The organism is Algiphilus aromaticivorans DG1253 (assembly GCF_000733765.1).
GTDB lineage: Bacteria > Pseudomonadota > Gammaproteobacteria > Nevskiales > Nevskiaceae > Algiphilus > Algiphilus aromaticivorans.
Window position 1 is genome coordinate 314,940 of sequence record NZ_JPOG01000001.1, and the last position, 13,386, is coordinate 328,325.

Genomic DNA, 13,386 nt, shown 5'->3' on the forward strand with positions numbered 1-13,386 from the left:
CCGTTTTTTATGCGCCGTGCCTTTTAGTCGACGAGCTGCTCACGCAGCCACTTGCCGCTGTCGGTCAACTCGCGGGCCGCACCTTCGAAGAGGCCGGCAAAGTTCATGAAGCCGTGGATGGTGTCGGCGTGCTCGACGAGGGTGACCGGGCTGCCGGCGGTCTTCAGCGCCTCGGCGTAAGCAATCCCCTCGTCGCGCAGTGGGTCGAAGCCGGCGACGACGACGCGCGAGGGTGGCAGGTTATCGTGGCGCTCGGCCTGCAAGGGTGCCAGGCGGGCCATGTCGATGGTGGAAGCATCCGGCAGATAGTGGCCGAAGAACCAGGCCATATCGTTGCGCGTCAGCAGGTAGCCCTCGGCGTTGTCGATCATCGACTGGGTCGGCTCCTCCGCGACGCGGGTGGCCGGGTAGTAGAGCAGCTGCGCGCGCAGCGCCGGGCCGCCCTCGTCGCGGATGCGCTGCGCGACAATGGCAGCGAGATTGCCGCCGGCGCTGTCACCGCCCACCGCCATGCGGCTGGCATCGAGGCCCAGCGACTGCGCCTTGCGCGCGATCCAGAGAGTGGCTGCCATGCAGTCGTCCGGCGCAGCCGGGAAGGGGTGCTCCGGCGCCAGCCGGTAATCGACTGCCAGCACCGCGCAGCCGCTGGCCGCGCACAACCCGCGGCAGAGTGGGTCGTGGGTTTCCAGGTCACCGATGACGAAGCCGCCGCCGTGGAAGTAGACCAGAACGGGCATGGCGCTTTCGGGTGACTCCGGCCAGTACAGTCGACCCTTGATGCTGCCCTCGGCGCCGTCGAGCTCCAGGTCGCGCGTGCCGCCGATGGTGGCTTCCGGCGGTGGAACCATGCTGACCAGTTGCTGATAGGCCTCACGCGCCTGCACGGGCTCCAGCTCGTGAAAGGCCGGGGCATTGGCCGCCTTCAGCTGCTCGAGGAATTGCTTTACCTGGGGATGCAGGGCCATCGGGGTCTCCTCATAGTGGGGATTTGTTTCGCCGCCAGAGCATGCCGCAAGCCGGCCTGGCGTGCGCGGCGCGAAGCGCGGCGGACAAATTGTTTAGACTGACGCCGCCAAAGATCCTCCGCGAGCGCCCCAGGCGCCAGCGCGAGGCATGAACTAGGGAGCATCCATGATCGAATCCGCAGGCGCGCGCTTCCGCGCAGCGTTGGCCGCAGAAACCCCGTTGCAGGTCATCGGCGCCATCAACGCCAATCACGCCCTGCTGGCCCAGCAGGCCGGCTTCCGGGCCATCTACCTTTCGGGTGGCGGTGTCGCCGCAGGCAGCCTCGGCTTGCCCGACCTGGGGATCTCCGGCCTCGACGACGTGCTGGTCGACGTCCGCCGCATCACCGACGTCTGCGACACCCCGCTTCTGGTCGACGTCGATACCGGCTTCGGTTCCAGCTTCTTCAATGTCGCGCGCACCACGAAGGCCATGATCAAGGCCGGCGCTGGTGCCATGCACATCGAGGATCAGGTCGGCGCCAAGCGCTGCGGCCACCGGCCGGGCAAGGAGATCGTCTCCAAGCAGGAGATGGTCGACCGCATCAAGGCTGCCGTCGACGCACGCACCGATCCCGACTTCGTGATCATGGCGCGCACCGACGCGCTGGCCGTGGAGGGCCTCGAAGCGGCCATCGACCGCGCCACGGCCTGCGTCGAGGCCGGTGCGGACATGATCTTCCCGGAGGCCATGACCGAACTCGCCATGTACAAGCGCTTCGCCGAAGCAGTGGGCGTGCCGGTGCTGGCCAACATCACCGAATTCGGCTCCACACCGCTGTTCACGGTCGACGAGCTGGCCTCGGCCGACGTTAGCCTGGTGCTCTATCCACTGTCGGCCTTCCGCGCCATGAACAAGGCCGCGCAGAACGTCTACGAGGCGGTGCGTCGCGACGGCACGCAGAAGAATGTCGTCGACACCATGCAGACGCGTGCCGAACTCTACGAAGCCATCAATTACCACGACTACGAGCGCAAGCTCGACGCCCTTTTTTCCTCTAAGCAGTGAGGCCTAGGCCGCGCTGCGACAGCCCTGATCTGTAACGGAGACAACCCCATGAGCGAAACCGAGAACAAGGCCGGCCCGAAGCCGAAGAAGTCCGTCGCGCTGTCCGGTGTCACCGCCGGCAACACCGCGTTGTGTACGGTCGGCCGTAGCGGCAACGATCTGCACTACCGCGGCTACGACATTCTCGATCTGGCCGAGTACTGCGAGTTCGAGGAGATTGCCTATCTGCTCGTGCACGAGAAGTTGCCCACCGAAGCCGAGTTGACCGCCTACAAGGCGAAGCTCCGGCGTCTGCGCGGCCTGCCCGTGGCCGTGACGGAAGCGCTGGAGGCGCTGCCCGCCTCCTCGCATCCGATGGATGTCATGCGCACCGGTGTTTCCGTGCTGGGCTGCGCGCTGCCGGAAAAGGATGACCACAGCACCGCCGGCGCACGCGAGATCGCCGACCGCCTGCTGGCCAGCCTCAGCTCCATGCTGCTGTACTGGTACCACTTCAGCCACAACAGCAAGCGCATCGACACCGAGACCGATGACGACTCCATCGGCGGGCACTTCCTGCACCTGTTGCACGGCACGCCGCCCAGCGACAACTGGGAGCGCGCCATGCACACCAGCCTGATCCTATACGCGGAGCACGAGTTCAACGCGTCGACCTTCACTTCGCGCGTGGTCACCGGCACCGGCGCCGACTTCCATTCCGCCATCTGCGGCGGCATTGGCGCGCTGCGCGGGCCCAAGCACGGCGGCGCCAACGAGGTCGCCTTCGACATCCAGCAGCGTTACGACAACGCCGATGAGGCAGAGGCGGACATCCGCGAGCGCGTATCCAAGAAGGAAGTCGTCATCGGCTTCGGCCACCCCGTCTACACCGTGGCCGACCCGCGCAACAAGGTCATCAAGGAAATCGCTCGCAAGCTCTCCGAGGAGCAGGGAAACAAGAAGATGTATGACATCGCCGAGCGCATCGAGTCGGTGATGTGGGACGCCAAGAAGATGTTCCCGAACCTCGACTGGTTCAGCGCGGTGAGCTACTACATGATGGGTGTGCCCACGGCCATGTTTACGCCGCTCTTTGTGCTGGCGCGTACAGCCGGCTGGAGCGCGCACATCATCGAGCAGCGCCTCGACGGAAAGATCATTCGTCCCTCGGCCAATTACATCGGGCCCGAGGACCAGAAGTTCGTCCCCATCAAGAAGCGCAAGTAGCCGCTTCGCATTTCTGACGGCTGCCGCCCGGCATCGCGCCGGCGCGGCCGATTGATCTAGCGCATGGAAGCTTTCGTCGCGGCGGTGGCTCTCATCGCTGCTGCCGAGATCGGCGACAAGTCGCAGCTGCTGGCGCTGGCGCTGGCCGCGCGTTTCCGGCGGCCCTGGTCAGTGGCTGGCGGTATTGCTGTCGCGGCGCTTGCCAGCCACGGCCTGGCCGGCCTGCTGGGTGCCTGGGTGGCTGCGCATGTTCCCGAGACGCTGCAGGCGAACCTGGTTGGGGTCGGGTTCCTGCTGATGGCGCTGTGGGTGTTGCTGCCCGACGGCCACGACGACGATGCCGCCAGCATCCCGCAGCGCAGCGTGCGCAGCGCGCTGCTGGCCACGGCGCTGCTTTTCTTCGTCGCCGAGCTGGGGGACAAGACCCAGGTCGCGACGCTGGCGCTGGCCGCGCGTTTCGAGACGCCGCTCCCCGTCATCATTGGCGCGGCTGTCGGCATGACGGCCATCAATCTGCCCGTGGTCTGGCTCGGCCACCGTTTTGCGGCGCGACTGCCGGTGCGCCCCATGCGCTTCATCGGCGCCGCCCTATTCGCGCTGCTCGGCATGGCCACCCTGATCTGGGGCTGAGCGTCCTGCAGGCATGGCACCGGCTCGCTACAGTGCGCGCGCGGCACGGGGCCGCGCAGGGAGCAGCTTCATGATTACACCGGCCGAGTGGCGCGCCGCTGGCGATGTCTTTGACTTCGGCAGCCATCGCATTTTCTATCGGCTGCATCGTCGCGACGCCGAGCGGCCGCGCGCGCTGATCTGCATCCACGGCTTTCCGACCGCCTCCTGGGATTGGCAGGCGGTCTGGGAACGATTGACCGCGGCCTTCGATGTGGTGGTCGCGCCGGATATGCTGGGCTTCGGCTTTTCGGCGAAGCCGCCCGGTCATCGCTACAGCATTGCCGAGCAGTGCAGCCTGCACGAGGTATTGGCTGAGCGTCTCGGTATCGACGAGGCCGTGCTGCTCGCCCACGACTATGGCGACACCGTGGCGCAGGAATGGCTGGCACGTGCCATCGACGGCAGCGCCCGCGTCCGGCCGCGGGCTGTGGCCTTTCTCAACGGCGGCCTCTTTCCGGAGACGCATCGCGCACGCTTCGTGCAGAAGGCGCTGGCATCGAAAGTCGGCCCGCTTCTGGCGCAGGCCATGGGGCGTCGCGGCTTCGACCGAACATTCCGCGGCATCTTCGGCGCCAATAGTCAGCCCTCCGAGGCCGAGCTGGACGCCTTCTGGGAGCTGGCCACGCGCGATGGCGGCAAGGCGGCGATGGCCCGGCTCATCGGCTACATGGCCGAACGTCGCGCATATCGGGAACGCTGGGTGGGCGCGCTGACGGCCAGCCCGGTGCCGCTGCGCGTCATCGACGGTCTCGACGACCCGGTGTCGGGCGCGCACATGGTCGCGCGCTACCGCGAGCTGGTGGCGCATCCGGATGTGGTGGAGCTGCCGGGCGTCGGCCACTATCCCCAGGTCGAGGCGCCCGGTGCCGTGGCCGATGCCTTTCTGAGCTGGTCGGAGTTGCCGGCATGAGGCCGGTGCGCGAGTTGCTCGTCTTCCACGGCCTCTACGGGCTGGCGGCTTTGCTCCTGCTGGGCTTCGCGCCGGCCGGGTACTACGGGTTGACGGTCTCCGGCCTGGTAGTCGGTTACCACGTGGCACTGGTCGGCACCGCGCTGGCCGGCGGCCGCAGCGAGTGGCTACGACTGTGGGCATTCCTGCTGCCGCTGTCGCTGCTGCAGGTCGTGCCGGACTGGATCCTGGCCGAGCTGATCGGCAGCCTGCGTTTCCATGATCACGGTGTGCCTCGCATCGGCGCGGTGCCGGTCTATATGGCGGGCATGTGGATGATCCCGCTCTTCCTCTGCGTGCGGCTCGCCGACGCGCTGGGCACGGGACCGGTGCGCCCCATGCTGGCCGCCGGCTTGGCGCTGGTTCTCTTCGGCAGCTCGGAGTGGTACGCCGCACCGCTGGGGCTGTGGCAGGCCGTGGGCGTGCAGCAGGAGTGGCTGGGCATTGCCTTCTATGTGCTTCCGGCCGAAGTGCTGCTGGGCCTTGCGGCCTGGTGGGGCTATCAGCGCACCGGCGGCAATCCGCTGGAATCCATCCTGGTGGCGGCGGGCATCAGCGTCCTCTATACCGGCGCGTTGATCACGAGCTGGTTCTTCATCGAAATGGGAACGCGACCATGAGCGACCGACTGGCCGCTGTACGTGCCCTGCAGCTGCACCGCGATCTGGGCGTGACCGGCATCGAGGCCGCCGACGGCGCGGCGACGCTGTGCTTCACGGTGAACCCTTACGCGGTCAATCCGGCCGGTGCGCTGCACGGCGGCGTGCTATACACGCTTTGTGATGTGGCGGCCTATTCGGCGCTGCTGTCGCAGCTGCCGATGGATCGCGAGGCGGTGACCCATGATCTGCACGTCTCGGTAATGCGCGCGGCAAGCGAAGGCGAGAAGGTGGCAATTGAAGCCCATGTGCGTCGCCTGGGACGAAGCATCGCCTTCATCGACGTCGAGGCTCGCGCCGGCGAGCGGCTGTTGGCCACGGCGCGCGTGACCAAGAGCCTCGTCAATTGCTAAGGATCTGCGTTCGCTGCGGACGATGCCTGTTCATGTCCCTGGTGGGGGTGTAGCTTTAACGCGTGTCGGCGGCGAATCAGCACTCCAGCCTCTGGCGAGCCTTCTCGTGGGCGAGGCGGATGGTGGACGCCTGAAGGAAGGCGCGTCCGGGCGCCAGACCCAGTTTGCCGAGGGCATGCACCGGCACCGTAGGCGCTGACTCGCCGGCGGCCAATGCGCATCCATAGCGGGCGGTCAGCACCAGATCGGCATAGTCGGAGGGGCCCGTATGCTGGTAGTCGGGCATTACGGCCAGCTCCGGAATTTCCTGCAGCAGGCGCGGAAAGGACCAGTGCGCCAGCAGATCCCGACCGATGCTGGGCCCGACTGCGGTCGCGACGGGCTCAAGTTGCGTTTCATCGTCCAATAACTCGGGCTCGTCGTCGAAAAGCCGGATCAGCGGCAGCAGGCCCACCCGATGCAGCAGGCCGGCCGTCATGGCCGTCTCGGGGGCCAAGTCGCTGCACTCGCGCGCCAGGGCTTCGCTGAGCGCGGCAACGTCCAGGCTGACCCGCCAGCACTCCTGCGCCAAGCGTTGCAGATCGTATGAGCGCGCCAGGAACATCTGCTCGAGGGCGACGCGATGTACCAGCGCGCGGCTATAGGCGAGTCCGAGACGGGTGACGGCGGCCTGTGTGCTCTGCACCCGCACGCGACTGGCGGCGTAGGCGCTGTTGGCAGCCTGGATCAGGCGCGCAGCGGTGGCCGGGTCCTGGCTGATGGCTGTGGCGACATCGGCTGCGCCGACAGCTTCGGCCCCGACGATGGCGTCGATGCGCAGCGCCAGGTCGGGCAGGGTGGGCAGCGGCAGCTGCCCTGCCGCGAGGCGCTCCTGCACGAGCTGAATGAGCGCGCTCTGGCTGCCGGTGGGTGTTGCGAGATTGGCTCCGTCCATGTGCCGAGTATCGGCACACGCACCCCGCCGGCGTCCGAATGGACGATGGCCGGCGGCTGTGCGGCGACGAGTCGCGCCGGTGGGTCGCGGCCCTGTCGCTGAGGCGTCGCGAATACCGGCCGGGCGCGGGGCCCAGCCGGCTTAGCCCAACGGGCTATTCGACCATGATGGTGATGCGCTCGCTGGAGACGACGGGGTCGTGCGGCTGGTGCTTCCAGTCGCCCAACACCAACTGCAGCGTGTGCTCGCCCGGTTCCAGTTCCAGCTCGGTCTGCGTCTGTCCGCCGCCGAAGTGGATGTGCTGCTCGTCGGCCGGCAGCGGTCGGTCGGTCGGGAAATCCTCGACGTCGACCAGCAGGTGATGATGGCCAGTGCCTTCCTTGTGCATTCCGGCCGGCGCCACGCCGGCGCCCTCCAGGCCGAAGCGCAGCGTGACCGGGCTGCTCACCGTGTCGCCGTCCTCAAGGCCGATGAAATAGACGCGCGCGTCGCCCGGCGCCGCCAGACGGCCCTGCGGCAGCGAAGATTTCGCTTCGGGCTGCTTGTCGCTTGTGCTGTTGGCGCCACTGCTGCCTTCAGCATCGCCGGTGTTCTGGCCGCCGCAGGCGCCGAGCGCCAGGGTGGCTGTGATGGCGGCGATGCCGAGCGGACGAAGTATCGAATTGCGCATGTTGCTACCTCCCTCGTGGACCATCGGATGTCAGCTGCCCGCGCGACGCGTATCAACGCCGTCGGCGCTGCCGACAATGAGCAGATCGGCGCCGCGGCGGGCGAAGAGCCCGACGGTGACGATGCCCGGAAACTGATTCAGTTCGGCTTCGACCTTGATGGGGTCTGTCAGCTCAAGGCCGGTCACATCGAGAATGACGTTGCCGTTGTCGGTGGTGCAACCCTCGCGCAGCTTCGGCTGACCGCCCATGGCGACGAGCTTGCGCGCGACCATGGAGCGCGCCATCGGGATCACCTCGATGGGCAGCGGGAACTCGCCGAGGCGCTTGACGCACTTGCTCTCGTCGACGATGCAGACGAAGCGCCGGCTGGCCTCGGCGACGATCTTCTCGCGCGTGAGCGCGCCGCCACCGCCCTTGATGAGCCGCAGGTGCGGATCGGCCTCGTCGGCGCCGTCGATGTAGAGATCCAGCGTGCCGGCGCTGTTGAGATCGACCACCTTGTAGCCGTGGCGTTCCAGACGCTCGCTGGAGGCGTCCGAGGAGGAAACTGTCGCCTCCAGGCGGATGCGCTTCTCGGCGAGCAGGTCGATGAAGATGTTGACCGTCGAGCCGGTTCCGACGCCCAGCACATCACCGCCGTTGACGTGCTCTATGGCGGCCTCGGCCGCGCGGCGCTTGGCGTTGTCCTGGGACATGGGGGTGTTCCTGTCGGATGGTGCCCCGCAGCATAGCGAATGCGCGCGGCGGCTGTCCGTGTACAGCCTCAGGTGCGCGCGCCGAAGAGGCTGCTACCGACGCGCACCATGGTGGCGCCACAGGCTATGGCGGTCTCGAAGTCCGCGCTCATGCCCATGGACAGCGTATCCAGCGGCCAGCCGGCCGCGCGCAGGCGGTCGAAGAGCGCGCGCATCCGCTCGAAGTCTGCCTGTGGCGGCTGTCCGTCGGCGGGCGGCGCGGGGATGGCCATCAGCCCCCGCAGCTGCAGACCGGGTTGTTCCGCTACAAGCGCGCAAAGCGCTTCGGTCGCATCGGGTGCGACGCCGGACTTGCTGGCTTCGCCCGAGATGTTGACCTGCACGCAGGCCTGCAGCGGTGGCTGCGCCTCGCCACGGGCCGCGCCGAGCCGGCGCGCGATCTTCTCTCGATCCACGCCCTGGGCCCAGTCGAAGTGCGCGGCGATGTCAGCGCACTTGTTCGACTGGATCGGCCCGATGTGGTGCCAGAGCAGATCGTCACGATCGAGTTCGCGCCGCTTGGCTATACCCTCCTGCGCATAGTTTTCGCCGAAGACGCGCTGACCGGCGTCGGCTGCCGCACGTACGGCCGCTGCCGGCTGTTTCTTGGAGACCGCGATCAGGGTTATGGGCGCGTCGCTTCCGGCGCGCCGCTGCGCCGCCGCGATCCGTTCATGGATCGAATGAAGCCGTTCGGCGACTGCAGGGCTGTGGTCAGTCATCGTCGAGAACTATAGTCTTGCCGGAAACAAGCCTTCACCAGGCGTTACAACGCCGAGCACGAAAGGGGACCTCGCGGCATGGATATCACGCAGCTGCTGACCTTCGCCGTCAAGCAGAACGCATCGGACCTGCATCTTTCGGCCGGTGTCGAGCCGATGATTCGCGTCGACGGTGACGTCAAGCGCATCAACCTGCCTGCGCTGGAGCACAAGCAGGTGCACGCCATGATCTACGACATCATGAACGACAAGCAGCGCAAGGACTTCGACGAGAACTTCGAGACGGACTTCTCCTTCGAGATCTCCGGTCTGGCGCGTTTCCGCGTCAACGCCTTCAACCAGGGGCGCGGCGCCGGCGCCGTTTTCCGGACCATCCCCTCGAAGATCCTGTCGCTGGAGGATCTCGGCGCGCCCGAGATCTTCAAGCAGATCTGCGACGTGCCGCGCGGCATCGTGCTGGTCACCGGCCCGACCGGCTCGGGCAAGTCGACCACGCTGGCGGCGATGATCGACCACATCAACAAGAATGAGTACGGCCACATCCTCACCATCGAGGACCCCATCGAGTTCGTGCACAACTCGAACAAGTGCCTCATCAACCAGCGCGAGGTGCACCGAGACACCCTCGGCTTCAACGAGGCGCTGCGCTCGGCGCTGCGCGAGGATCCGGACGTCATCCTTGTCGGCGAGCTGCGCGATCTGGAAACCATCCGCCTGGCGCTGACCGCTGCCGAAACCGGTCACCTTGTCTTCGGCACCCTGCACACCAGCTCGGCCGCCAAGACCATCGACCGCATCGTCGACGTCTTCCCGGCCTCGGAGAAGGACATGGTGCGCGCCATGCTGTCGGAGTCGCTGCGCTCGGTGATCTCGCAGTCGCTGCTCAAGAAGGTCGGCGGCGGCCGTGTCGCTGCGCACGAGATCATGATCGGCAATGCCGCCATCCGGAACCTGATCCGGGAGAACAAGATCGCGCAGATGTACTCGGCGATCCAGACAGGTGGCCGCGAAGGCATGCAGACCCTCGACCAGAATCTCAAGGAGTTGGTGCGCGCCGGCAAGGTGACGAGCAGCGAAGCCCGCATGTACGCCAATTCCAAGGCCGATTTCCACTAAGCCGGAGCCTTTCATGGATCGCGACGCCGCCGTCAAGCTCGTCACCCAGCTGTTGCGCCTGGTCAAGGAAAAGGGGGCCTCGGACCTCTTCATCACGGCCGGCTTTCCACCTGCCATGAAGATCGACGGTCAGATGACCGCTGTCATGGACAAGCCGCTGTCGGCGCCGAATGCCGCGCTCATCGTGCGCGCCATCATGAACGACCGACAGCTCAAGGAGTTCGAGGCCACCAACGAATGCAACTTCGCGATCGCGCCGCAGGACATCGGCCGCTTTCGCGTCAACGCTTTCGTGCAGCAGAACTATTCCGGCGCGGTGCTGCGCCCCATCGAGACCCAGATCCCCACGCTCACCCAGCTCGATCTGCCGAAGGCGCTCGGCGACATCACGATGTCCAAGCGCGGCATGGTGCTGATGGTGGGCGCGACCGGCTCCGGCAAGTCGACCTCGCTGGCGGCCATGCTGGGGCATCGCAATAGCGAGTCGCGCGGGCACATCGTCACCATCGAGGATCCCATCGAGTTCGTGCATCCGCACAAGGGCTGCGTCATCACGCAGCGCGAGGTGGGCGTCGACACGCACAGCTGGGACAATGCGCTGAAGAACACGCTGCGCCAGGCGCCCGACGTGATCCTGATCGGCGAGATCCGCACGCGCGAGACGATGGAATACGCCATCAACTTCGCCGAGACGGGCCATCTCGTGCTGTCGACGCTGCACGCCAACTCCTCGAATCAGGCGCTGGACCGCATCATCAACTTCTTCCCGGAGGACAAGCGCGAGCAGGTGCTGATGGACCTGTCGCTGAATCTGCGCGCCATCATCAGTCAGCGCCTGGTGCGCAAGGAGAACGGCGGGCGCAAGGCGGCCGTGGAGATCCTGCTCAACACGCCGCTGATCTCGGACCTCATCTTCAAGGGCGAAGTCTCGGGCATTAAGGAAGTCATGACGCGCTCGCGCGAGCAGGGCATGCAGACCTTCGATCAGCATCTCTTCGATCTCTTCGAGGCCGGCGACATCACCTACGAGGAGGCCCTGCGCAACGCCGATTCGCAGAACGAGCTGCGTCTGCGCATCAAGCTGGAATCGAATCGCGCCGCTACCGATCTGAACAACGACCCTGACGTGCAGAAGCTCTCCATGCACGAGGACGACGACGAGGAGGCCCGCTGGCGATGAGCAACGCCACCGCACCGATGGAGGGTTTCCGCAAGCTCCAGCCCTATCTGCGGCTGGCGGCCGAGAAGCGGGCATCCGACCTCTACTTCAGTTCGGGAGCGCCGGCGATGATCCGCATCGAAGGCGAGATGCATCCGGTCGGGCGGGAGTCGCTCAGCGGTCGCGAGATCGCTGCCATGGCCGATGCCGTGCTCAGCGATAGCCAGCGCCGCGAGCTGCACGAGCGCCGCGCGGTGGACCTCGCCACGCAGGCGGGGGGACTCGGCCGTTTTCGCATCAACGTCTTCTATCAGCGCGGCGAGATCGCCATGGTGGCGCGCTTCGTCGGCGCCGACGTCCCCACCATCCAGGGGCTGGGCCTGCCCGAGGTGCTTGCCGATCTGGCGATGCAGCGGCGCGGTCTGATTCTGGTGGTGGGCGCCACCGGCAGCGGCAAGTCGACGACGCTGGCCGCGATGCTCGACGAGCGCAATCGCAGGCAGCAGGGGCACCTGCTGACCATCGAGGATCCCATCGAGTACGTGCACGCGCACAAGCGCGGCATCGTCAATCAGCGCGAGGTGGGTATCGACGTGCCCGACTACGAGAGCGCGCTGGTCTCCGCCATGCGCGAGGCGCCCGACGTCGTGCTCGCCGGCGAGATTCGCGTGCGCGCCACCATGCAGGCCTGCCTGCACATGGCGAACACCGGGCATCTGGCGATGTCGACGCTGCACGCCAACAATTCCTATCAGGCGCTGCAGCGCATCATCAATTTCTACCCCGCCGACCTGCGGCCGCAGCTGAACATGGATCTGGGCATGATGCTGCGCGCGATCATCGCGCAGCGTCTCGTCCGCGGCGTCGACGGCCGCCGCGTGGCCGCCTGCGAAGTGCTGCTCAATACCCCCTTCGTCAGCGAACTGATCACCTCCGGCCGCATCGGCGAGGTGCACGATGCGCTGGAGTCTTCGCGCGACCGCGGCATGCAGAGCTTCGACCACGCCCTGGCCACGCTCTATCGCGAGGGCCGCATCACGCAGCAGGAAGCCCTCGACAATGCCGACTCGCGCGCCAATCTGGAGGCCAAGCTGCACTTCGGCAGCTGAGCGAGGCATGCGGGCTTGATGCGCGGCGCCTGCGTCGCCAGAGTGGGGTTCTACGCGACCACCCCCGGTGCCCATGTCGAATCTCCTGCCTCCCGTAAAAGCCGCCGGTGCCACCATCCCGGCGCTCGGTTTCGGTACCTTCGAGCTCGCGCCGGAGGAAGCCGGCCCGGCAGTTCATGCCGCACTGGAGGCGGGCTACCGGCACATCGATACCGCCCAGATCTACCGCAACGAGGCCGCCGTCGGCGAGGCTGTAGCCGCAAGTCCGGTGCCGCGCGCGGACATCTTCCTGACCACCAAGGTGTGGATCGATCACTTCCGCGACGGCGATCTGCAGGCATCCGTGGCCGACAGTCTGCAGCGCCTGCGCGTCGATGCCGTGGATCTGCTGCTGCTGCACTGGCCGAATCCCGAAGTGCCGCTGTCGGAAACCCTGGGCGCGCTGCTCGATGCCCAGGCACGCGGCCTGACACGACACATCGGCATCAGCAACTTCCCCTCGCCGCTGATGCGCGAGGCCGCCGCTGTCGCGCCGGGTCGCATCGCCACCAATCAGGTCGAATACCACCCCTTCCTGTCGCAGCGTGCCGTGCTGGCCACGGCCCGGGAGCTGGGCATGAGCGTTACCGCCTACAGCCCGCTGGCGCGCGGCCAGGTCTTCGGCGATCCCGTGCTCAAGCGCATCGGCGACGCGCACGGCAAGAACGAGGGGCAGGTCGCGATCCGCTGGCTGCTCGATCAGGGCGTGGCCGTGCTGCCGCGCAGCAAGTCCGCGGCGCACATCCGCGACAATCTCGCCGTCGATGACTGCGTACTCACCGAGACCGAGCACGCCGCCATCGCCGAGCAGCTTGCCAAGGATCGGCGGCTGATCAACCCGCGCTTCGCGCCGGACTGGGACAGCGACTGAATCGGGCTTTCAACCCGGCGCGACCGGAATCAGGCGGCGGTCGCTTGAGGCGGGGCAAAGGCTGTCCGGATGCACGAGCAAGCCGCGCCGCTTCAGGCGCGCGACGAAGCGCAGCGGCGTCGTGGCCACCGTGCGTACAGCCGGGCACGCGTCGCCGCGTCCACGCCGGGCAGCCGTGT

General features: G+C 66.9%; 15 protein-coding genes. 10 read left to right on the top strand and 5 right to left on the bottom strand.

What is annotated here, in order from left to right:
- Positions 1-23: 23 nt before the first annotated feature.
- Complete coding sequence (locus tag U743_RS01505) at positions 24-965, bottom strand: alpha/beta hydrolase (RefSeq protein ID WP_043764972.1); 942 nt, start codon at positions 963-965, stop codon at positions 24-26.
- A 166-nt stretch (positions 966-1,131) separates the two neighbouring features.
- On the opposite strand from U743_RS01505, the gene prpB reads away from it, so the two are divergent.
- The 6 genes from prpB (at position 1,132) to U743_RS01535 (ending at position 5,852) form a co-directional block, all read left to right on the top strand.
- Positions 1,132-2,013: a methylisocitrate lyase gene (gene prpB / locus U743_RS01510; protein WP_043764975.1), complete on the top strand. Its 882-nt coding sequence runs from the start codon at positions 1,132-1,134 to the stop codon at positions 2,011-2,013.
- A gap of 48 nt (positions 2,014-2,061) precedes the next feature.
- On the top strand, positions 2,062-3,219 hold the full coding sequence (prpC, locus tag U743_RS01515; protein WP_043764976.1) for a bifunctional 2-methylcitrate synthase/citrate synthase: 1,158 nt from the start codon (positions 2,062-2,064) through the stop codon (positions 3,217-3,219).
- A 63-nt stretch (positions 3,220-3,282) separates the two neighbouring features.
- Complete coding sequence (locus U743_RS01520) at positions 3,283-3,849, top strand: TMEM165/GDT1 family protein (RefSeq protein ID WP_043764978.1); 567 nt, start codon at positions 3,283-3,285, stop codon at positions 3,847-3,849.
- 70 nt (positions 3,850-3,919) lie between these two features.
- Positions 3,920-4,801, top strand: a complete 882-nt coding sequence (locus U743_RS01525; RefSeq protein ID WP_043764980.1) for an alpha/beta fold hydrolase — start codon at positions 3,920-3,922, stop codon at positions 4,799-4,801.
- Positions 4,798-5,460 carry a DUF6989 domain-containing protein gene (locus tag U743_RS17855; protein ID WP_052367400.1) on the top strand — a complete coding sequence of 221 codons (663 nt, stop codon included), beginning with the start codon at positions 4,798-4,800 and terminating at the stop codon, positions 5,458-5,460. Before U743_RS01525 ends, U743_RS17855 begins: the two co-directional genes overlap by 4 nt.
- On the top strand, positions 5,457-5,852 hold the full coding sequence (locus U743_RS01535; RefSeq protein WP_043764982.1) for a PaaI family thioesterase: 396 nt from the start codon (positions 5,457-5,459) through the stop codon (positions 5,850-5,852). The genes U743_RS17855 and U743_RS01535 overlap by 4 nt, the downstream gene beginning before the upstream one ends.
- A 76-nt stretch (positions 5,853-5,928) precedes the next feature.
- Here U743_RS01535 and U743_RS01540 read toward each other — a convergent pair whose 3' ends face one another.
- From U743_RS01540 to U743_RS01555, 4 genes are all read right to left on the bottom strand, one after another.
- Positions 5,929-6,786, bottom strand: coding sequence for an HDOD domain-containing protein (locus tag U743_RS01540; RefSeq protein ID WP_052367401.1), 858 nt, complete (start codon positions 6,784-6,786; stop codon positions 5,929-5,931).
- A 154-nt stretch (positions 6,787-6,940) separates the two neighbouring features.
- A complete protein-coding gene (locus U743_RS01545; protein ID WP_043764984.1) occupies positions 6,941-7,456 on the bottom strand; it encodes a DUF4399 domain-containing protein in 516 nt (171 codons plus the stop codon).
- Positions 7,457-7,486: 30 nt separating this feature from the next.
- A complete protein-coding gene (gene rpiA, locus U743_RS01550; protein WP_043764987.1) occupies positions 7,487-8,152 on the bottom strand; it encodes a ribose-5-phosphate isomerase RpiA in 666 nt (221 codons plus the stop codon).
- A 68-nt stretch (positions 8,153-8,220) separates the two neighbouring features.
- Positions 8,221-8,913 (bottom strand): YggS family pyridoxal phosphate-dependent enzyme, encoded by a 693-nt coding sequence (locus U743_RS01555; protein WP_043764989.1) that lies wholly within the window; start codon positions 8,911-8,913, stop codon positions 8,221-8,223.
- Between the two features lie 78 nt (positions 8,914-8,991).
- On the opposite strand from U743_RS01555, the gene U743_RS01560 reads away from it, so the two are divergent.
- From U743_RS01560 to U743_RS01575, 4 genes are all read left to right on the top strand, one after another.
- Positions 8,992-10,029 (top strand): type IV pilus twitching motility protein PilT, encoded by a 1,038-nt coding sequence (locus U743_RS01560; protein WP_043764992.1) that lies wholly within the window; start codon positions 8,992-8,994, stop codon positions 10,027-10,029.
- A 13-nt stretch (positions 10,030-10,042) separates the two neighbouring features.
- Entirely contained in the window at positions 10,043-11,209 is a 1,167-nt protein-coding gene (locus U743_RS01565; protein WP_043764994.1) for a PilT/PilU family type 4a pilus ATPase, read from the top strand.
- The gene (locus tag U743_RS01570; protein WP_232226694.1) at positions 11,206-12,297 is read left to right on the top strand and encodes a PilT/PilU family type 4a pilus ATPase; all 1,092 of its coding nucleotides are present in this window, start codon (positions 11,206-11,208) and stop codon (positions 12,295-12,297) included. The genes U743_RS01565 and U743_RS01570 overlap by 4 nt, the downstream gene beginning before the upstream one ends.
- Before the next feature lie 73 nt (positions 12,298-12,370).
- Positions 12,371-13,207 carry an aldo/keto reductase gene (locus U743_RS01575; RefSeq protein WP_043764996.1) on the top strand — a complete coding sequence of 279 codons (837 nt, stop codon included), beginning with the start codon at positions 12,371-12,373 and terminating at the stop codon, positions 13,205-13,207.
- Positions 13,208-13,386: the final 179 nt, after the last annotated feature.